Below are 18,310 nucleotides of genomic sequence, written 5' to 3' on the forward strand. Positions count from 1 at the left end.
GGGTGTCCCGGCAGGAGGTGGGGGCGGGCCGGTCCGGGGAGCCGGACTCAGTTCCGGTCGACCGCGGGCGTGCCGTCGAACGCGCCGGAGTGGCGGCCGAGGTGCTCGATGCGGATCGTCGCGGTGGCCTCGTGCGCGGCCAGGCCCTCGAACGCGGAGATCCGTTCCACGGCCGGGGCGAGCGCCGCGGTGCCGTCCTTCCCGGCGCGCTGGTAGGTGAGCGGCTTGAGGAAGCGCGAGACCGACAGCCCGGCGTTGTAGCGGGAGGTCTTGCCGGTCGGCAGGACGTGGTTGGTGCCCGCGATTCCCTTGTCGGAGTAGGCGACCGTGCTCCACCGGCCCAGGAACAGCGAACCGTAGTTGGTGAGGGTCTTGAGGTAGTAGTCGTCGTCGGCGGTCTGGATCTCCAGGTGCTCGGGTCCCCAGACGTCGCTCACCGCGGCGGCCTGGGCGCGGTCGCGGGCGACGACGACCGAGCCGAAGTCGCGCCAGGCCGGACCGGCGACCTCGCGGGTGGCCAGCGTCTCCAGCCTGCGCTCGACCGCCGCGACGACCTGGCGGCCGAGTTCCTCGGAGGTCGTCACCAGCGCGGCCGGGGAGTTGGGCCCGTGCTCGGCCTGGCCGAGCAGGTCGGCCGCGACCCACTCCGGGTCGGCGGTCTCGTCGGCCAGCACGGCCACTTCGGACGGTCCGGCGAGCAGGTCGATGCCGACCCGGCCGAACAGCTGCCGTTTGGCTTCGGTGACATACGCGTTGCCCGCGCCGACGAGCATGTCCACCGGGGCTTCGTCCAGCAGCCCGAACGCCATCGCGCCGAGCGCCTGCACGCCCCCGACGGCGAAAACCCGGTCCGCGCCGGAGAGGTAGGCGCCGTACAGCACCGCCGGGTGGGCTCCGTGCTCGCCCGAGGGCGGCGTGCACGCGAGGACGGACGGCACGCCGGCCGCCTTGGCGACGCCGACGGTCATGAAAGCGCTGGCCAGCAACGGGAACCGGCCGGCGGGCAGATACGCGCCGACCCGGCCGACCGGCACGTAGCGCTGGCCGCAGACGACCGAATCGGCCAGTTCGACCTCGAAGTCGGCCAGGTGCTCGCGCTGCGCGTCGGCGAACCGGCGGGTGCGCTCGTGGCCGAGTTCGAGGGCCGCGCGCACGTCGGCGGGCAGCTGGTCGCCGGACCGGCGCAGTTCCTCCTGGCCGATTTCCAGGGAGCCGGTCCAGCCGTCGAGTTCCTCGGCGTACTGGCGGACGGCGGCGAGGCCGCGGCGTTCGATGTCGCGCAGCATCTCGGTGACGCGTTCGACGACGCGGGGGTCGCGCTGGGCCGGAGGGCCGTCCACGGCGGGTTTCTTGAGCCAGGTCAACGGGCCGAGCTGGGCTGCCTCGGAGGGGGTGATTCGCATGGCACGAGACGGTAAGCGCGATCCGGCCCCCGGACCAGAGGGTGCGAACCTGACCGAACCATCGGGTCGTCCGATGCCTCCGGGTCCGGACTGTCCACACCGGACGGGCTAGCGGCGGGGCCGCGCCGCCGGGCCGCGGGCGTCGCTGACCGCGTCTTCGGCGAGCCGGGCCAGTTCCCGCGTGGCGCGCGACAGCGGACGGCCCCGCTTGCGCGCGATGGCGATCGTGTCGAACAGCGGCTCCTCGAACGGTGCGGTGTGCAGACCCGGCGGGAACGCCGCGCTGCGGACCACGGCGGTGCTGGCGATCGTGTCCCCGGCCCCGTCCGCGACCAGTTTCAGCGCGGCTTCCACGTGCTCGATCTCGAAGACCGGTTCGATCCGCTCGCCGGCCAGCTGCGCGCGGTCGGCGAGCTGGCGGCGCGTGGGATCGCGCCAGCCGTAGCGGGCGTCGTAGAGGACCAGCCGCGCGGCCGCGAAACGCTCGATGCTGACCGGTTTCGCGACCGCGGCCGGGTCGGCGCTCACGTAGAGCACCTCGTCCCGCATCAGCGGGGTGATGTCCAGACCCTCGTCGTCGACCGGGAGCACGATGAGCCCGGCCTCGACGTCGCCCGCCCGGATGGCGTCCGCGGTCTCCGCGGAGTTCTGCCCGACCAGCCGGACCTTGACCGACGGATACCGGCGGTGGAAGGTCTGCGCGAGATTGCCGAGCAGGTAGTAGTCCGCGTTGCGGAGGACCCCGAAGGTGGCGGTGCCGCCGCCGAGCGAGCCCAGCGACTGCACGGCGCGGACCCCTTCGTCGGCCGCGTGGACCGCACGGCGCGCGTAGGGCAGCAGCTCCTCGCCGGCCGCGGTCAGCGTCAGCCGGCGCGCGCCGCGATGGAACAGGACCGCGTCGAGTTCTTCCTCGAGCCGCCGGATCATCTCCGACATCGAGGCCTGCGAAATCTCCAGCCGGGCCGCGCCCCGGGTGAACGAGCCCTGGCTTTCGGCCGTGACGAACGCCCGCAGCTGGTTCAGGGTCACCCGGTCGCCGTCGCGGGATTCCTGCTCCATCGGCCGATCCTAAGCGGACGGACGCGGCGGCGCGCTCAGTAGATGTTGGTGTCGGCGAACGAGCTTTCGTGGCTGTTGATCTGCGCCCGGAGCGAGATCTGGTCGAACACCCGGACCTCGCGCACGATCCGGCCGTTCTGGACGAGGAACTGGGACACGCCGAGCAGTTCGACCGGTTTGCCCGTCAGCGGCCCGAAATCGGCGACGCCGCGGTAGGTGCCGCGCATGACCCACAGCACGGCGATGCGCAGCCCCGCGTAGCGCGCGGCGTCGTTCGCCTGGACGTCGCGGATCTCGAACCGGGCGTCCGGGAACGGCGCGATCTGGGCGAGCAGATCCTTCTGGTAACCGTCCGGGCGGAGCACGGTCCGGTCGCCGACGGTGTGCAGGAAGAGGTCCCGGTGCATGAAATCGGCCACCTTGTGCAAGCGGCGCGCGTTCCAGACCTCCTCGACGAACTCCAGCACCATCTCGCATTCGGGCCGGTGTTCGTCCGGGCGCGGCCCGCTGTCGCCGGCGGCCAGGACGTCGGCGGGCGCCGGTTTCGTCATCGATCCCTCGTAGCCGCGGAACCGCAGCCCGCGCGCGACCTCGGCCGGGTCGAGGCCGAGCTGCAGGCAGTCGGCGAGATCGTCGCGGACGACCCATTCCTCGACCATGCGGCCCCGCCGGTAGAGGCAGTTCGCGATGGTGCGCTTGCGGATCGGGACCGGCCGGCCGTTCACGAGGTGGATGTCGGCGGAGAAGACGAGGTGCGAGCTGAGGAAGGCGTCGTCGCCCCTGGCCTCCCAGACGACGTCCTCGGCCTGGCCGACGTGCTGCGGCACCTGCGCGATCCGCATCAGGCTGCCCTCGATGACGCCGTCCCGCCCGGTCACGGTGCCGAGGCCGCCGTGCACAATCGAGTCGGGTTCGTAGTTGTCGACGATGTAGGAGATGTCGCGCTGCACCCAGATCCGGTCGGTGACCTCGCGGATGAAGTCGTCCGGGTCCTCGTAGGGCTGGTAGGCGACCGGATCGAGCGGCATGGCGGTGTCCTTTCTCGGCAGAGGATGGCGGTGGGCACTGTATCCGTATGCATTAACGGAGACAAGCGGACGGGCCGAAGCCGTGCCGCAGGTGATCTTGCGGCCGCTGCCTGGGAAAAATTCGCGCGGACGGCAACCTTGACCCGGTGACCCCGGCCACTTAAGTTGCCATCCATACGTATGCAAACGGCTGAGCCGTTGTGAGACGCCACTGGAGGTGTCATGTCCACCGTCACGCCGACCGCAGCCGCGTCCGCTGAGGCGACCGGACGACGAAAGGCGATCCGCCGGGTGATCCTCGCCGGCAGTATCGGCAACTTCGTCGAACAGTTCGACTACGGGCTTTACGGCTACATGGCGCCCGTGCTCGCGGCCTCGTTCTTCCCGTCGAGCGACCACACCGCCAGCGTGCTGAGCGCGTACGCGGTGATCGCGATCGCCTGTCTGGTGCGCCCGCTCGGCGGGACCGTCCTCGGCCGGTGGGGCGACCGGCTGGGGCGCAAGCGGGTGCTGTTGTGGACGGTGCTGTTCATGGGCGTTTCCACGGCGGCGATCGGCGTGCTCCCCACGTACGGCCAGATCGGGCTGGCGGCCCCGCTGATCCTGCTGGTGCTGCGGGTGCTGCAAGGCATGGTCGCGGGCGGGGAGTACGTCGGCGCGGTCGCGTTCGTGGTCGAGTGGGCCGAGCCGCGCCGGCGCGGGTTCTACACGTCGTTCGCGTCGAACAGCTGCTTCTTCGGCATCCTCGCCGGCGCCGGCACGGCAGCGCTGATGAGCGCCTTGTTCAGCGACGCGGCCCTGCACAGCTGGGGTTGGCGGATCCCGTTCCTCGCGGTGCTGCCGCTGTGCGCGATCGGGGTGTGGCTGCGCAGCCGCCTCGACGAGACGCCGGAATTCGTCGCGGCCACCGAGCACGGCACGAACGTCGTCGAGGCTCCGCTGCGCGAGGCGCTGCGTTCCCAGTGGCGGCCGATCCTGGTGTTCTGCGGCGCGTCGATCATGCTGGCGATCCTGTCCTACACCTGGGTCACGTTCTATCCGGAGTACCTGTCGGAAACGCTGCACCTGCCGAAGTCCGCGGCGTGGCTGTCGAACATGATCTCGGTCGCGGTGCTGATCCCGCTGCTTCCGCTCGCCGGCGCGATCTCCGACCGCATCGGGCGCAAGCCGATGCTCATCACCGGTGCCGTTTGCTGCGTCGTGCTGGTGCCGCTGGCGTTCCGGGTCGGCCAGGCGGGCACGTTCGGGGCCGCGGTGGCGAGCCAGCTGATCTACCTGGTGCCGGAGTTCTTCCTGACCGGCATCGTCACGGTATGCGCGGCGGAGATGTTCGCGACCCGGACCCGGTTCAGCGCGAGTTCGATCGCGTACAACTGCTCGTTCTCGATCTTCATGGGCATCACGCCGTTCGTCGCCACGCTGCTGGTGGCGAAGTCCGGCACGATCTACGCGGTGTGGATGTACCTCGCGGCCGCCGCGGTGCTGGCGCTCGTGGTGATCACGGTGTTCATGAAGGAGACCTACCGCAGCGACCTGTCCGCGGACAAATACGCCCGGTGAGCCGCCGTGCCTCCGCTGCCGGGGCGACGGCAGCGGAGGTCAGCGCGGCGCGTGCGTGCCGCGGGGCACCAGGGAGGGTGCGAACACAGTGCGCCGCGGGGGCTCGTCGTTCCCGCCGAGGCGTTCGACCAGCAGGCCCGCCGCGGCCTTGGCCATGCCGTCGAGGTCGTGCCGGACGGTCGTCAGGTCGAAGGTCTCCCAGGCGGCCATCGGCAGATCGTCGAACCCGATGACGGTGAGGTCGCCGGGGATGTCCAGGCCGAGCCGCCGGGCCGCGTTCATCGCGCCGATCGCGATGACGTCGTTGCCGCAGAACACCGCGGTGGGCCGCAGGCCCTCGGACATCAGGTCGAGCAGTCCGTCGTATCCGGTCCCGTAGTCGAACGGGCCCTGCCGGACGCGGCGGCGCGGCAGCCCGATGCCCGCCTCGGAAAGGCCCATCCGGAAGCCGAGTTCGCGGTCGCGGCCGGTGGTGGTCTCGGCCGGCCCGCCGATCAGCGCGAGGTCGGTGTGGCCCAGCCGCAGCAGCTCCTCGGCGACCAGCCGCCCGCCCGCCTCGTTGTCGACCACCGCCGCGTCGGCGCTGCCCGCCCCGGTTTCGCGGTTGAGGAACACGAACGGCAGGCCCCGGCGGGTCAGTTCGGCGGGCAGGCCGGAGCCGATCACCGCTGTGGTGAGCACGACCCCGTCGATCGACCGGTCGAGCAGCCGTTCGGTCTCCAGCGCGGCCTCGCTGCGTTCGGCGAACAGCATCATCCGGTAGCCGTGCTGTTCGAGCGTGTCGTGCAGCGGGCCGATCAGGTGCGGGTAGAAGGGGTTGGTCAGGTCGGTGACGACCACGCCGACGCAGTGCGTCGCCCGCGTGGCCAGGCTCCGGCCCGCCTCGCTCGGCACGTAGCCGAGCGCGTCCGCCGCCTCGCGCACGCGGGTGCGGGTGGCCTCCGAGACCCGGTGGTCCCCGCGCAGCGCCCGGGAGACGGTCGGCTGCGAGACCCCGGCGAGCCGGGCCACGTCATGACTCGTGATCGGCATCGGCTCCTCTTCCGCGCGACGGCTCCATGCATACGGATCCTAGCGGAAATCCCGGACGTTCCTCCCGCGGCTCGCGGGAAAGCCGGACGCTGGACCTGCTTGACAGAATCCGGTCGCGATGGTCCTATGCATACGTATTAACACCGAGATTTCCGGAGGGGTGCCCATGCGTACCGACGAAGTGCGGGTGCCGGCGGGCGAGCTGGCGCGCCGGACGATCCGGCGGGCCGATTTCGTGTCGTGCGACCAGGCGTTCATCGATTGCCGGACGCCGGGGTCGGACCGCAAGGAGAACTACTCGATGATCGGCCCGGGGGTGACCCAGAACGCGGACCAGGTGGTGAACCTGCGCGAGCCGCACGGGTTCAACATCGGGGCGGCGGCGATGCCGCACGGGATCACCAACAATCTGCACCTGCATTTCACCGCCGAGGTGTTCCTGTGCTTCCGCGGCGAGTTCCTGCTCCGCTGGGGCGCGGACGGCGACGAAGGCGAGCTGGTGCTGCGCGAGGGCGACATCGCCTCGATCCCGACGTGGATTTTCCGCGGGTTCACCAACATCGGCCCGGACGACGGCTGGCTGTTCACCGTCCTGGGCCACGACGACACCGGCGGCATCATCTGGGGTCCGTCGGTGCTGCGGGAGGCGGGCAGGCACGGCCTGCACCTGACCGCAGACAACCGGCTGGTCGACACTCTCGCCGGCGACGAGCTGCCCGACGAGGCGGAGCTGATCCAGCCGATGGCTCCGGCCGACATCGCCGCCCTGCCGTCCTACGACGCGGCGAAGCTGCGCCGCCGCGTGGCCACGCCCGACGACCTGCAGTGGTCCGGCCGCGCCCTGTTGGGCAACGCCGTGCCCGGCGGACGCGCCGAGCTGGCCCCGGTGATCGGCTTCGGCATGACCGAGGACCGCGACCAGGAGCCGCGGATTTACCACCCGCACGGGCACAACGTGGCGTGGCTGCGCGCCGAGCCGGGCGAGGGAATTCCCCTGCACCGGCACGACGAAACGCAGGTGCTGCTGGTCAAGGACGGCGAATGGGAGGTCACGCTCAACCGGCACGACGAGGTGAGCGTGCGCCTCGGCCCGTGGGACATGGTTTCCGTGCCGCGCGGTGCCTGGCGGAGCGTCCGCAACGTCGCCGCGGAGCAGGCGACGCTGCTCGTCGTCAACAGCGGCGACGGCCGCGTGCGGCTCGACTGGGACGACGAGGTGGTCAAGGCGGCGGCCGACGCCGGCGTGGGCCTCGACCACAACGGCTATCTCGCGCCGTGGCATCTGCTGCCCGGCGCCGCCGCCCGGTGACCGACCTGCCGGTGGTGCTGGTCCCGGGGATGCTGTGCGACGCGGAGGTCTGGGCGGACGTCCTCCCGCACCTCCCCGGGCCGGTGGTGCACGCCGAGATCACCGCACCGGACCTCGGCGGCATGGCCGAGCAGATCCTGGCCGCGGTCGAGGGCCCATTCGTGCTCGCCGGGCTCAGTCTCGGGGCGATCGCCGGGTTCGAGGTCGCCCGCCGCGCGCCGGAGCGGCTCGCCGGTTTCTGCGCCGTCTCGACCAATGCCGGCGCGCCGACCGCGGAGCAGCTCGCCGCGTGGGCCCGGTTCGACCGCCGCACCCGCGAGGGCGAGTTCGACGCGGTGGTCGCGCAGGAGATCCTGCCGACGATGTTCTCCGGCCCGGATCCGGTGTGGCACCGGCGTTTTCTCGCCATGGCACGACGGGTCGGCCCCGAGGTATTCCGCGCCCAGCTCGCCGCCCAGGCGACCCGGCGCGACGCGCACGCGGCGGTCGCGGGCCTGTCCTGTCCGGTGCTCGTCGTCTCCGGGGCACAGGACCGGTTGTGCCCGCCCGAGTTCCACCGCGCGATCGCCGCGCGGGCGCGCAACGCCGTCCTGCGGGTGCTCCCGGAAGCCGGGCACCTGCTGACCTACGAGGCACCCGGCGCCGCGGCCGCGGCAATAGCCGATTGGCTGTGCAGTTTTTCCCGTTCCCGAAGGAGTTTCGCATGCCCAAGACCCTGAAATCCGCGGTTCCGGCCGAGCAGGTCGCCGCCGAGCGCACCGACGTCGGCGACCGGGTCCGCGCGATCATCGCCGACATCCGCGAACGCGGGGACGCCGCGGTCCGCGAGTGCTCGGAGAAATTCGACGCGTGGTCGCCCGAGTCGTTCCGGCTGTCCGCCGAGGAGATCGAGAAGATCGTCGCCCGGGTTCCCGGGCAGGTGCTCGACGACATCCGGTTCGTCCAGGACCAGGTGCGCACTTTCGCGCAACGCCAACGGGACTCGCTGCGGGAGTTCGAGATCGAGACGCTTCCGGGTGTCTACTTGGGACAGAAGCACGTCCCGGTCGCGGCCGCGGGCGCCTACGTGCCGGGCGGCCGGTACCCGCTGACCGCGTCCGCGCACATGACGATCGTGACCGCGAAGGTCGCCGGGGTGCCGCGGGTGGCCGCCTGCACGCCGCCGATCCGCGGGGAGGTGCCGGAAGCGACCGTCGCGGCCATGCATCTGGCCGGGGCGGACGAGATCTACCTGCTGGGCGGGGTGCAGGCAGTGGCCGCGCTGGCGGTCGGAACCGAGACCGTCGGGCGCGTCGACCTCATCGCCGGTCCGGGCAACGCCTATGTCGCGGAAGCGAAGCGGCAGCTGTTCGGCGAGGTGGGCATCGACCTGTTCGCCGGCCCGACCGAGGTGCTGGTCGTCGCCGACCGCACCGCCGATCCGTTCGTCGTCGCGGTGGACCTGTTGTCCCAGGCCGAACACGGCCCGGATTCCCCGGCGGTGCTGATCACCACGTCCGAGGACGTGGCCCGGGAGGTGCTGGAACACGTCGAGGCGCTGCTGCCCGGGATGCCGACGCGCGATTTCGCCGCTCCGGCCTGGCGCGACCACGGCGAGATCCATGTCGTGGACGATCTCGACGAGGCGTTCGCGCTGGCGGACACCTATGCGTTCGAGCACGTCCAGGTGCTGACCGAGAACCCGCGGCAGGCGTTGGACAAGATGCGGGACTACGGCGCGCTTTTCCTCGGCCCGGGCACGTGCGTGTCCTACGGGGACAAGGTGATCGGCACCAACCACGTCCTGCCGACGCGGGGCGCCGCGCGTTACACCGGCGGGCTGTGGGTGGGCAAGTACCTCAAGACGGTCACCTATCAGGAGGTCACGAGCAGCGAATCGAGCGTGCGGCTCGGCGAGGTGTGCGGGCGCGCGGCGCGGGTCGAGTTGTTCGAGGGGCATGCCCGCTCCGGCGACGTGCGCGCGGCGGAATTCCGGCGGGGCGAACTGTCGTGGAACCCGGCGTGACGGCCCAGCTCGCCGGACGGACCGCGCTCGTCACCGGCGGCGGGAACGGTTTGGGCCGCGCGATCGCCCGCGCGCTGTCGGGAGCCGGTGCGCGGGTGGTCGTGGCCGGGCGGCGCCGCGACACCCTCGAGGAGACTGTCGCGGCGCTGCCGGGTCCGGGCCGGGCAGCGGTGTGCGACGTCGCCGATCCGGATTCGGTCGCCGCGCTCGCCGCCGAGGTCGCCGACGAGGAGATTTCGGTGCTGGTCAACAACGCCGGGGTCGCGGGGCCGGTCAAACCGCTCGTCGACGTCGAGCCGGAGGAATGGGACGAGGTCTTCGGCGTCAACGTGCGCGGGGTTTACCTGGTGTGCCGGGCTTTCCTGCCGCCGATGGTGGCACGGGGCGCGGGGGACGTCGTCAACCTCGCGTCGGTGAGCGGGAAGCGTCCGCTGCTGCGCCGCACGCCGTACTGCGCGTCCAAAATGGCCGTACTGGGCTTGACGGCGACGCTCGCGGGAGAGGTCGGACCGTTCGGCGTGGCGGTGAATTCGCTGTCGCCGGGCCCGGTCGACGGCCCGCGGATGGAGCGGAACTTCCGGCTGGAGGCCGAGCGGACCGGCGTCAGCTACGAGGAGGCCGAACGCGCGTTCACGAGCCGGGCCGCGCTGGGCCGGATGGTCACCGAGGCGGAAGTGGCCGCGGCGGTGCTCGCGATGCTCGCGATGCCGGGACTGTGCGCGGCCGACATCGACCTTTCGGCGGGGATGGTGGCCCGATGACCACGCTGAAACACCGGCTGCAGTCCGGGGAACGGCTGCTCGGCGGGTTACTGCGGCTGCCCGCGGAGACGCTGGTCGAGATGGCCGGGGTGGCGGGCCTGGACTTCGTCGTGCTCGACTGCGAACACGGACCGGCGGACCTGGTGCCGCTGCAGCAGCACATCGTCGCGGCCCAGGCGCACGGGCTCGGGGTGCTGGTCCGCGTCGGCGAGGACGAGCCCGCGCTGATGCTGCGGGTTCTCGACCTCGGCGCGGACGGGGTGGTCGTGCCGCATGTGGACACCGCGGAACAGGCGCGGTCGGCGGTCGCGGCGGCGCACTATCCGCCGCTCGGGAAACGGGGCTTCGCGACCTATAGCCGGGCCGGCCGGTTCGGCGCCCGCAGCGCCGCCGAGCACCTCCGGCACGCCGCGGAGACGACGATCGTCGTCCCGATGCTGGAGACTCCGGAGGCCGTCGCGGCGGCAGCGGAGATCCTCGCGATCCCGGGCGTCGACACGGTTCTGGTCGGGCCCGCCGATCTCGCGGTGGCGCTCGGCCTCCCTGGCGGAGCGGCGGAACCCGTTGTCGCACAGGCGATCAGCTCGGTCGCGGCGGCGGCGAAGACCGCGGGCAAACCGATGACGAGCATTGTGGGAACCGTGGAACAGGCTGGCCAGGCACCGCCGGGCGCGGTGGTCTACAACCTCGCGCACGTCCTGCTCCGCACCTTCGCGGATCTCGCCGAGGCGCGCCCGTCCCGCTGACCCACGATGGGCGACACGGGGGAGTGTCCGGACTGGCCGCGGGCGCCGGGCCCTACTTGGCGGTGCTCGCGCCCGGGATCCAGCCGAGCACCTGCGTGGCCTCGCTCCACGGCCCGTCCACGCGGCGGGTGCCGCCGGTCGCCAGGTCCGCGACGATCAGCTGGTGCGTGTTGTCGTCCGTGAACGCCGCGGCGAGCGCGCCCGGCGCCGGGGACGGGACGACCGAGGTGCTGAGGAAGGGTCCGTTGATGCCGCTGTCGCCGCCCAGCGCGATCGGCAGCGTGCGGGAGCTGCGCTGCTGCCCGGTGACCGGGTCGAACAGCTTGACGGTGTAGTCGTAGCTGTCCTCGTCGCCGGTGTGTGAAACGACCACGAGCGCACAGGTTCCCGGCTGGAAGAACCACGCGAGGTCACCGGCGCCCATCGGCACTTCGGCGGTGCGCGACAGGTCGGAGGCGTCCGCGAGGAGCGTCGGGCCGACCACGGCCGGATCGGGCGCCCGGTGCAGCAGCACGTGTCCCTGGCAGGTGCGCAGGAGGTCTTCCTTCTGGGGCAGGTCCTGGACGGTACCCGCGGCGACGTGGCCGACGACTGTCGCGTTCGGCGCGAGCGCGCCGCCGCCGGTCGGCATCGCCGAGGGCAGCTCGCCGTTGTAGCGGCCGACCAGCACCGTGTCCGGGTCGGTCCAGCGGGCGCACGTCATCCCGGACACGACCTCCCGGGAGTCGCCCGAGGAGCCGGGTCCGGTCTCGTGGTAGAAGCCGCTGGACCGGGTGATGAGACCGGTCACGACGCCCTTGCGGTCTGTTGTGGACACTCCTTGGTCGGCGGTGATCGCGAAGCGCGCGCTGTCGGGAGCCCAGGCCGCGCACAGCGGACCGGTCACCGAGGCTTGGGCGACGATCTCGGTGCCCGCGGCGACGTCGTGCACCACGATCCGGCCGGAGCCGTTGATGTAGCCGAGCGTCCGGCCGTCCGGCGACAGCGCCACGGCGGGCAGCTTCGGCGCGGTGTTCCCGCTCAGCAACGGCGTCGCGGCGCCTTCGGTCACCCGCCACACCGCGGGCTGCCCGGCCTTGTCCTTGCCCGCCACCACCAGGGATCCGCCGATCGTCGGCGGGGCGATGTCCGGAGCCGACGAGCACGCGGCGGTGAAAAGAGCGAGGGCGCCCAGCAGGACGGCGGTTCGACGGCGTGACATGAAATGATCATTATCAGCTCCGGCACGGCCCGGAGACGGCGGAAATGCCGACGCTCGCGCGTCATGGCACCGGGGGAGGAAGCCGTTGGATCACACGGAGCGGCTGGCAGCTGTCGCGACGCTGTGGGAGGCGCATCGGAAGGCGCCGTTCCCGAGCGGGTGGCGAGGCGCCGACGTGGCGGGCTTCGATCTGGTGCTGCTTGACGCACACCCCTCCGGTTGTGTCTCCGCCTGGCTTGCGCAGCAGGGTGTCCTGGACGACTGGCGATGGAACATCCTCGCCGACTGCGAACAGCGGCTCGTCCGGGTCATCCCCGAACTCGACGCCCACGGTCGCGAGTACTACCAAAGAGTCCTCGACATGACGATGTTGATCCTGGACGCGGATTCCCCGTAGCGGCACTGGACACCCTCGCCGTCGGTGGCGATCTAGGGAACCGCGCGGCCTTCGGCGGAGTCCCACCGCCGGCGTGCCGGTCTTTCCCTGATCGGCGGATCGCCGGACGAGGAAGGCTGGGGTTCGTGCGGACTGTGCAGATCGTGGCGTGGTGCTGCTGGGGAGGCTTCGTCCTGGCGGTGGTCCTGATCTCGGTGTTCCAGATGCGCAAGCTCCGGCGCCGGGAGAAGGGGATGCGGACCTGGCCGCACGTCCAGGCGGTGGTCGTCGGCCACCACGCCGTGCCCGGGGTGGGCAGTGGCGACGATCCGTCCACGTCGCCTTCGTACCTCAGTGTTTACCAGTACGCCGGTCCGGACGGCCGCACCTATCAAGGGAAGACGGTCTGGAGCAAGGCCAAGCCGCTGCCGGTCCGGCAAGCCCTGACGGTGTGCGTCAATCCCGGCTCGCCGGCGGAGTCGTATCCGGTGGAGAAGACCAGCCGGGCCGTGCTGGGGTGCATGTTCGTCGTCATGGCCGCGTTCTGCGTCGGCTCGTTCTTCTTCTTGCGGATACTCGTCGGGACCTGACCGGGTGTCCGGTCGCTGCGCGCTACGCTTCCGGGCGTGTCGCTCGACCGGGTTGAGGGGATCCCAGGGCTGGAGTACCGCGTGTCGGACTCGCCCTATGTCGAGGGCGTCTACCGGGTGGGGCCGGACGGCGGGCAGGGCGGGTTCGTGCCCGAACGCATGGTGTCGGTCGTGAACTCGAACTGGGAGCTGCTGGTGTGGGCGTCGGCCGGGGAGACCGCCGTGTCGGTCCGCGGTCCGGAGACCCGGCCCACCGTGGTTCCGTTGGGCGGCGGACTGGGCAGCGCGTTCGGCGTGATCTTCCGGCACGGCGCCTTCCTGCGGAATCTGCCGGTCGGCGGGCTGGTGGACGGCAGCGTGTCGAGCCCGTTCACGACGCCGCGCTCGTTCGTGCTGCAGAACACCGAGTGGGAGATCCCCACCTACGAGAACGCGGAGACGTTCGTGGACCGCCTGGTCCGGGCGGGTTTGCTGGCGCGCGACCCGCTGGTGACCGACGTCCTCGCCGGCGACCGGCCGATACTGGTCACCCCGCGCTCGGTGCAGCGCCGGGTCTCCGCGGCCACGGGCCTGACGCAGGGCACGATCCGGCAGATCGAGCGGGTGCGGCAGGCCGCGATGCTGCTGCGCCAGGGCGTGGCCGCGGCCGACGTCGTGCATCTGGTCGGCTACCACGACCAGCCGCATCTGGCGCGGTCCCTGACCCGGTTCGTGGGCCGGACGGCGACCCAGCTGCGTCGTCCCGACGCCGGGGAGATGGTGTCGCTCCTGTACAAGACCGACGCCGAGGTCGGGCCGTAGGTTCGTGATCAGCCGGAACGCCTGGCTACCAGAACCGAGGAGCACCCATGGCTTTCAAGCAGATCTACGTCAACCTGCCGGTCGCCGACCTGGACGCGAGCACCGCGTTCTACCTGGCGCTGGGCGGGGAGCTGAACCCGCAGTTCACCGGCGACACTTCCGCGCAGGTCATTCTCGGGGAGGCGGTGACCGTTCAGCTCATGACGCACGAGCAGTTCAGCCAGTTCACCTCTCGCCCCGTCGCCTCCAGCGCGATCGAGTCGATCCTCGCGGTGCCAGCCGAGTCGAGGGAGGAGGTCGACCAGCTGGCCGACGCCGCCGTGAAGGCGGGCGGTTCGGAGCCGCGCCCGCCGCAGGACATGGGCTGGCTCTACAACCGCGCGGTGGACGACCCGGACGGCCACAGCTGGGAGCTGCTCTCCTACGACGCCTCGGCGATGCCCGGCGCACCGGAATGACGGCCGGCCGCTCCGGCCTGCTGGGCGAGATCGCCGGCGCTCAGCAGGCGGACGCCGCCGAGGAGCTTCCCCGGGGTTGGCCCACGGCCAGAGGTCCCCACGGCGACGAGTTGCGCGTCTCAGGGCTGGGCCTGCGACGCGTTGCCCGCGAGGGCCTCGACGACCTTTTGCGCCGTGGCCTTGGCCGAGCCCGGGTTCTGGCCGGTGACGAGGTTGCCGTCGGTCACGGTGTAGGAGACGAACGGCAGCTTGGCCTTCTTGTAGAGCGCGCCGCGCTCTTTCGCGCGTTCCTCGGCGTTGTAGGGCACCAGCTTGTCGACGCGGGCGAGCACCTCCTCCTGCCAGGCGAAGCCGGTCATGTGCTTGCCGTCGATGAGGTAGGAGCCGTCGGAGAGCCGGGTGTTGAGCAGGCCGCAGTAACCGTGGCAGACCGAGGAGACGATGCCGCCGCGCTCGTAGATCTCGCGGGTGATGCGCTGAAGGCCCTCGGAGTCGGGGAAGTCGTACATCACGGCGTGGCCGCCGGTGAAGTAGACGGCGTCGAAGTCGGCGGAGTCGATCTCCTCGGGGCTCTTCGTGGTCGCGAGGAGATCCATCTTCGCGGGATCGGCGCGCCAGGCCTTGGCGGTCTTGTCGTAGCTGGGGAACTTCAGCGACCGCGGTTCGAGCGGCACTGCGCCGCCTGCCGGGCTGACCAGGGTCTGGTCGAAGCCCGCCTCGGCGAACACGTGCCAGGCGTGCGTAAGCTCGGAGAGCCACAACCCGGTGGCGTGGGACGGGTCGTCGTAGTGGCCGACGTTAGTGACGACGTGGAGGACGCGTTTGGTCATGGCTGATCTTCCTTCGTACGGGGGCGGACGGCGAACCGTGGCGACTTCGTGGTCATCGGACGCCCAGTGCGCGCAGCATCTTGAACGCCCGGGTCAGGAGCCGCGCCCACTGCTCGTGCTCGATTCCGCGGGGCGGGTTGAAGCCCTGGAGCCGCTGGTGGGCGACGGTCTGGGCTTCGGTGTACTTGAGCAGTCCGTCGGCGCCGTGCCGGCGGCCGAGGCCCGAGTCGCCCATGCCGCCCATGGGGGCGTCGATGCTGCCCCAGGCGGCGGCGAACGCCTCGTTGACGGTGCCGGCGTGCAGCCGTCGCGCCACCTTGCGGGCCTCGGCGCCGTTGCGGCCCCAGACGCTCGCGTTGAGTCCGTACGGAGTGGCGTTGGCCATCGCCACCATCGTCGGCTCGTAGAACAGCGGCCCGAGGTCGGGACGGGCGCGGCCGCCGGCCAGCACCGTCGCGCCTTTCGACACCGCGTCGCCGACGTGTGCGCTGACCGTCTCGAGTTGCGAGGGCGTGGTCAGCGAGCCCATGTCCATCGAGAAGTCGTAGGCAGCACCCAGGCGCATGGCCCGGGTGCGCTCGACGAACGCGGCCACGAACGCGTCGTGGATCTCGTCGGCGACGTAAAGCCGCTCGACGGACACGCACAGCTGCCCGGCCGAGGGGAAACAGGCGGCGACCGCACCGGCGGCGGCCTTCTCGATGTCGGCGTCGGCGAGCACCACCATGGCGTTCTTGCCGCCCAGCTCCAGCGACGCGCCGATGAGCCGCTCGCCCGCGTCGCGCGCGATCTGTCGCCCGCTGGCGGTGGAGCCGGTGAACATCAGGTAGTCCGCGCCGGCCATGAGCGCGCCTCCGATGGAGCTGCCGCGGCCGATCACCATCTGCCACACGTCGGCGGGCAATCCGGCCTCGCGCATCAGCTCCATCGCCCACAGCGCGGTCAGTGCGGTCTGGGTGTCGGGCTTCTGCACCACGGCGTTGCCGGCCAGCAGGGCCGGAATGGCGTCGCCGGCGGCCATGCTGAGCGGGTAGTTCCACGGCGAGATGACGGTGACGACGCCCTTGGGGTGGTGCAGTTCGGTGGTGTGGGTCAGCACCGGGATCGCGCCCTTGCGACGCTTCGGCGAGAGCAGCCGCCGTGCGCTGCGCGCGTAGTAGCGGGCGGTGACGGCGATGTCGCCGACCTCGAGGAAGGCGTCGCGACGGGTCTTGCCGCTGTCGGCCTGCATCAGGTCTAGAGCCTGCTCTTGCCGCTGAAGGACGAGGTCGTGGAAGCGCAGCAGGATGCGCGCGCGGTCGGCCACCGGGGTCGCCGCCCAGCCGGCCTGGGCAGCGCGTGCCCGGGCGAAGGCCTCCTCGACGTCGTCGGGGGTGGAGACGGGCAGGTCCGCGAGCGGTGCGCCGGTGTAGGGCGAGGTCGTGACGACCCGCTGGGCTCCGGCAGCGGCGACCAGGGCGGCCAGGCGCTCGAGCCGGGCCTGCGTCAGCGAAGCCGGAAGAGCGGTGTCGAGGCGGCGCGCGTTCGTGATGGTCATCTTGTTCTCAGCTCCGGTCCTGGACGGAGGTGGGCACCGGCATGTGCAGGGCCAGCTGGCCTTCGGTGGCGACGTCGAGCTGGATCGTCCGGATCGGCTTCAGCGAGCGCAGGTCCTCGCTCATCCGGCCCTCGCCCAGCTGCAGGTCCAGGCCGCGGGGGAACCGCGCGACGCCCGACGACAGCAGGTTGATCTGGCTGGTCGTGGAGTGCCAGGCGCCGTCGATCGTGGTGTAAGAGGTCAGGGTCGAGACGTGCTCGCCGGTGCGCCGGGCGGTCTGCTTCGGGGTGGGCGCCGAGAAGGCGAGGTCGAGGCCGCCCTGGTCGTTGGCGACCCGGAAGGAGGTGCGCCGGGGGTCGATGTCGACGTCGAGCTGGGTGACCCACTTGGGGAAGCCGTACCCGTCGTGGCCGCGCACCTGCGCGATCTCGGTGTTGACCGGAAGCGAGAGCACGTAGGAGTGCAGGGAGTCGTTCTTCAGCCCGGCGACCAGGTCGAGGAAGCCCAGCCCGCCGCTGTGCCGGGCCGGCTTGACGGCGATGCCGACGGCGGCCTCGGTGTAGAAGTCGATGTCGCAGACGTCGTACCGGAAGGCCATCGCCGAGACGATCCCGAGGCCAGGGGCGATCTCGAGCGGATCCAGCTCCTGGGGCAGGCGGGCCCGGACGGCCTTCGTCGGCGCGAGCATCGTGAGCCGGGCCGTGGCGATGCGGTAGTAGAAGTTCGGCGTCAGCGTCGGCCCGATGCGCGAGTCCACGCGGGTCTTCGGCATCCGCCGGAAGAAGTCGACGCTGCTGACCCTCGGGTCCCGCGCGACCTCGTCGAGGTCGGTGTCCATCCGGAACCGGTCGTAGAGGCCGCCTTCGGGGACGGCGACGAGACGGCCTCCGAGGTCGACCTCCACCGTCCGGTCGGTCAGCTTGCCGGTCGATGCCATGAGCTCTCTCCTCCGATGTAAGCAGCGTTAACACCGAGGATGGCACGGGATGTAAGCACTGTCAACAACGGGTGGTGCGAGGCACGCGACACGCGTCAGGGACCGACCGAGGCGATCGCGAGGAAGGCGCCGCGCACCCGTTCGGCGACCTCCTTCTCTGACGCCGCTTGCAGCTTGCCGTCGAGGTGCAGGCAGGCCAGCCCGTGCGCGAGGCCCCAGCCGGCCGAGGCCAGCGCCGAGGCGTCGGCCTCGGGGAAGACTCGGTCGAGCGCGGCGGCCAGCAGTTCGTGCAGTGCTTCCGCGGCTTTGACCCGCTCGTCGTCGGCGTCGTCGCACGGCTTGCCGAACATCACGCGGAAGAGGGCCGGACGCCGCAGTGCGAAGGCGACGTAGGCGACCGCGAATTCGGCCAGGTCCGCAAGCGAGGCGGGCGGGTTGCGCCCGTCGCCCAGATCGGTCAGCAGGTCCCGGAACCCTTCGGCGGCCAGCGCGGACTCCAGTGCGTCGCGGTCCTTGAAATGGCGGTACGGCGCCGTCGGCGACACCCCGGCCCGGCGCGCGACGGCCCGAAGCGAGAAGGGCTCGCCGGCCTCGAGCATCTCCATCGCGGCCGACAGCAGCGCCGCCCGCAGGTCGCCGTGATGGTAGCCACCCTTCTCCGAAGTTGACATCGCTTA

19 protein-coding genes are annotated in these 18,310 nt (G+C 71.4%); 10 read left to right on the top strand and 9 right to left on the bottom strand.

Going from position 1 to position 18,310, the window contains the following annotated elements:
• Positions 1-47: 47 nt before the first annotated feature.
• The 3 genes from hisD (SSMG_RS18605) to SSMG_RS18615 form a co-directional block, all read right to left on the bottom strand.
• Positions 48-1,403: a histidinol dehydrogenase gene (hisD, locus tag SSMG_RS18605; protein ID WP_037714127.1), complete on the bottom strand. Its 1,356-nt coding sequence runs from the start codon at positions 1,401-1,403 to the stop codon at positions 48-50.
• 108 nt (positions 1,404-1,511) lie between these two features.
• The gene (locus SSMG_RS18610; protein WP_009078385.1) at positions 1,512-2,462 is read right to left on the bottom strand and encodes a LysR family transcriptional regulator; all 951 of its coding nucleotides are present in this window, start codon (positions 2,460-2,462) and stop codon (positions 1,512-1,514) included.
• A gap of 35 nt (positions 2,463-2,497) precedes the next feature.
• Positions 2,498-3,490 (bottom strand): ester cyclase, encoded by a 993-nt coding sequence (locus SSMG_RS18615; RefSeq protein ID WP_009078386.1) that lies wholly within the window; start codon positions 3,488-3,490, stop codon positions 2,498-2,500.
• Positions 3,491-3,712: 222 nt separating this feature from the next.
• On the opposite strand from SSMG_RS18615, the gene SSMG_RS18620 reads away from it, so the two are divergent.
• Positions 3,713-5,050 (top strand): MFS transporter, encoded by a 1,338-nt coding sequence (locus SSMG_RS18620; protein WP_009078387.1) that lies wholly within the window; start codon positions 3,713-3,715, stop codon positions 5,048-5,050.
• Between the two features lie 39 nt (positions 5,051-5,089).
• On the opposite strand, the gene SSMG_RS18625 is transcribed toward SSMG_RS18620, so the two are convergent.
• Positions 5,090-6,082, bottom strand: coding sequence for a LacI family DNA-binding transcriptional regulator (locus tag SSMG_RS18625; RefSeq protein ID WP_009078389.1), 993 nt, complete (start codon positions 6,080-6,082; stop codon positions 5,090-5,092).
• Between the two features lie 166 nt (positions 6,083-6,248).
• Here SSMG_RS18625 and SSMG_RS18630 point away from each other — a divergent pair, with 166 nt between their 5' ends.
• The 5 genes from SSMG_RS18630 to SSMG_RS18650 are packed head-to-tail and all read left to right on the top strand — an operon-like array spanning position 6,249 to position 10,903.
• Entirely contained in the window at positions 6,249-7,391 is a 1,143-nt protein-coding gene (locus SSMG_RS18630; protein WP_037714129.1) for a cupin domain-containing protein, read from the top strand.
• Positions 7,358-8,110, top strand: coding sequence for an alpha/beta fold hydrolase (locus tag SSMG_RS18635; RefSeq protein WP_199785928.1), 753 nt, complete (start codon positions 7,358-7,360; stop codon positions 8,108-8,110). The genes SSMG_RS18630 and SSMG_RS18635 overlap by 34 nt, the downstream gene beginning before the upstream one ends.
• Positions 8,095-9,396, top strand: coding sequence for a histidinol dehydrogenase (gene hisD, locus SSMG_RS18640; protein ID WP_009078393.1), 1,302 nt, complete (start codon positions 8,095-8,097; stop codon positions 9,394-9,396). The genes SSMG_RS18635 and hisD (SSMG_RS18640) overlap by 16 nt, the downstream gene beginning before the upstream one ends.
• A complete protein-coding gene (locus SSMG_RS18645) occupies positions 9,393-10,157 on the top strand; it encodes an SDR family NAD(P)-dependent oxidoreductase (RefSeq protein ID WP_234392844.1) in 765 nt (254 codons plus the stop codon). Before hisD (SSMG_RS18640) ends, SSMG_RS18645 begins: the two co-directional genes overlap by 4 nt.
• Complete coding sequence (locus tag SSMG_RS18650; protein WP_037714132.1) at positions 10,154-10,903, top strand: HpcH/HpaI aldolase/citrate lyase family protein; 750 nt, start codon at positions 10,154-10,156, stop codon at positions 10,901-10,903. Before SSMG_RS18645 ends, SSMG_RS18650 begins: the two co-directional genes overlap by 4 nt.
• Before the next feature lie 52 nt (positions 10,904-10,955).
• Here the strand turns inward: SSMG_RS18650 and SSMG_RS18655 are convergent, their stop codons facing one another.
• Positions 10,956-12,104, bottom strand: coding sequence for a hypothetical protein (locus SSMG_RS18655; RefSeq protein WP_009078399.1), 1,149 nt, complete (start codon positions 12,102-12,104; stop codon positions 10,956-10,958).
• A gap of 85 nt (positions 12,105-12,189) precedes the next feature.
• Here SSMG_RS18655 and SSMG_RS45425 point away from each other — a divergent pair, with 85 nt between their 5' ends.
• The 4 genes from SSMG_RS45425 (at position 12,190) to SSMG_RS18675 (ending at position 14,329) form a co-directional block, all read left to right on the top strand.
• Entirely contained in the window at positions 12,190-12,501 is a 312-nt protein-coding gene (locus SSMG_RS45425; RefSeq protein WP_009078401.1) for a hypothetical protein, read from the top strand.
• A gap of 125 nt (positions 12,502-12,626) precedes the next feature.
• Positions 12,627-13,070, top strand: a complete 444-nt coding sequence (locus SSMG_RS45430; RefSeq protein WP_009078403.1) for a DUF3592 domain-containing protein — start codon at positions 12,627-12,629, stop codon at positions 13,068-13,070.
• A gap of 36 nt (positions 13,071-13,106) precedes the next feature.
• Complete coding sequence (locus tag SSMG_RS18670; RefSeq protein WP_286156964.1) at positions 13,107-13,871, top strand: helix-turn-helix domain-containing protein; 765 nt, start codon at positions 13,107-13,109, stop codon at positions 13,869-13,871.
• Between the two features lie 47 nt (positions 13,872-13,918).
• A complete protein-coding gene (locus SSMG_RS18675; protein WP_009078407.1) occupies positions 13,919-14,329 on the top strand; it encodes a VOC family protein in 411 nt (136 codons plus the stop codon).
• A 119-nt stretch (positions 14,330-14,448) separates the two neighbouring features.
• Here SSMG_RS18675 and SSMG_RS18680 read toward each other — a convergent pair whose 3' ends face one another.
• From SSMG_RS18680 to SSMG_RS18695, 4 genes are all read right to left on the bottom strand, one after another.
• Positions 14,449-15,159, bottom strand: coding sequence for a type 1 glutamine amidotransferase domain-containing protein (locus tag SSMG_RS18680; RefSeq protein ID WP_009078409.1), 711 nt, complete (start codon positions 15,157-15,159; stop codon positions 14,449-14,451).
• A gap of 52 nt (positions 15,160-15,211) precedes the next feature.
• Positions 15,212-16,696 (bottom strand): succinic semialdehyde dehydrogenase, encoded by a 1,485-nt coding sequence (locus tag SSMG_RS18685; RefSeq protein ID WP_009078411.1) that lies wholly within the window; start codon positions 16,694-16,696, stop codon positions 15,212-15,214.
• Between the two features lie 7 nt (positions 16,697-16,703).
• A complete protein-coding gene (locus tag SSMG_RS18690; RefSeq protein ID WP_009078413.1) occupies positions 16,704-17,633 on the bottom strand; it encodes an acetoacetate decarboxylase family protein in 930 nt (309 codons plus the stop codon).
• Positions 17,634-17,728: 95 nt separating this feature from the next.
• Entirely contained in the window at positions 17,729-18,304 is a 576-nt protein-coding gene (locus SSMG_RS18695) for a TetR/AcrR family transcriptional regulator (protein WP_009078415.1), read from the bottom strand.
• Positions 18,305-18,310 lie beyond the last annotated feature (6 nt).

Source organism: Streptomyces sp. AA4 (assembly GCF_000158875.1).
In the GTDB taxonomy this organism is placed as follows: domain Bacteria; phylum Actinomycetota; class Actinomycetes; order Mycobacteriales; family Pseudonocardiaceae; genus Amycolatopsis.

Coding starts and splice junctions, on each gene's coding strand:
- SSMG_RS18695 (WP_009078415.1), bottom strand. CDS start 18,304: ATGTCAACTTCGGAGAAGGGTGGCTACCATCACGGCGACCTGCGGGCG.
- SSMG_RS18630 (WP_037714129.1), top strand. CDS start 6,249: ATGCGTACCGACGAAGTGCGGGTGCCGGCGGGCGAGCTGGCGCGCCGG.
- SSMG_RS18615 (WP_009078386.1), bottom strand. CDS start 3,490: ATGCCGCTCGATCCGGTCGCCTACCAGCCCTACGAGGACCCGGACGAC.
- hisD (WP_009078393.1), top strand. CDS start 8,095: ATGCCCAAGACCCTGAAATCCGCGGTTCCGGCCGAGCAGGTCGCCGCC.
- SSMG_RS18655 (WP_009078399.1), bottom strand. CDS start 12,104: ATGTCACGCCGTCGAACCGCCGTCCTGCTGGGCGCCCTCGCTCTTTTC.
- SSMG_RS18620 (WP_009078387.1), top strand. CDS start 3,713: ATGTCCACCGTCACGCCGACCGCAGCCGCGTCCGCTGAGGCGACCGGA.
- SSMG_RS18610 (WP_009078385.1), bottom strand. CDS start 2,462: ATGGAGCAGGAATCCCGCGACGGCGACCGGGTGACCCTGAACCAGCTG.
- SSMG_RS18680 (WP_009078409.1), bottom strand. CDS start 15,159: ATGACCAAACGCGTCCTCCACGTCGTCACTAACGTCGGCCACTACGAC.
- SSMG_RS18650 (WP_037714132.1), top strand. CDS start 10,154: ATGACCACGCTGAAACACCGGCTGCAGTCCGGGGAACGGCTGCTCGGC.
- SSMG_RS18675 (WP_009078407.1), top strand. CDS start 13,919: ATGGCTTTCAAGCAGATCTACGTCAACCTGCCGGTCGCCGACCTGGAC.
- SSMG_RS18685 (WP_009078411.1), bottom strand. CDS start 16,696: ATGACCATCACGAACGCGCGCCGCCTCGACACCGCTCTTCCGGCTTCG.
- SSMG_RS18625 (WP_009078389.1), bottom strand. CDS start 6,082: ATGCCGATCACGAGTCATGACGTGGCCCGGCTCGCCGGGGTCTCGCAG.
- SSMG_RS18690 (WP_009078413.1), bottom strand. CDS start 17,633: ATGGCATCGACCGGCAAGCTGACCGACCGGACGGTGGAGGTCGACCTC.
- hisD (WP_037714127.1), bottom strand. CDS start 1,403: ATGCGAATCACCCCCTCCGAGGCAGCCCAGCTCGGCCCGTTGACCTGG.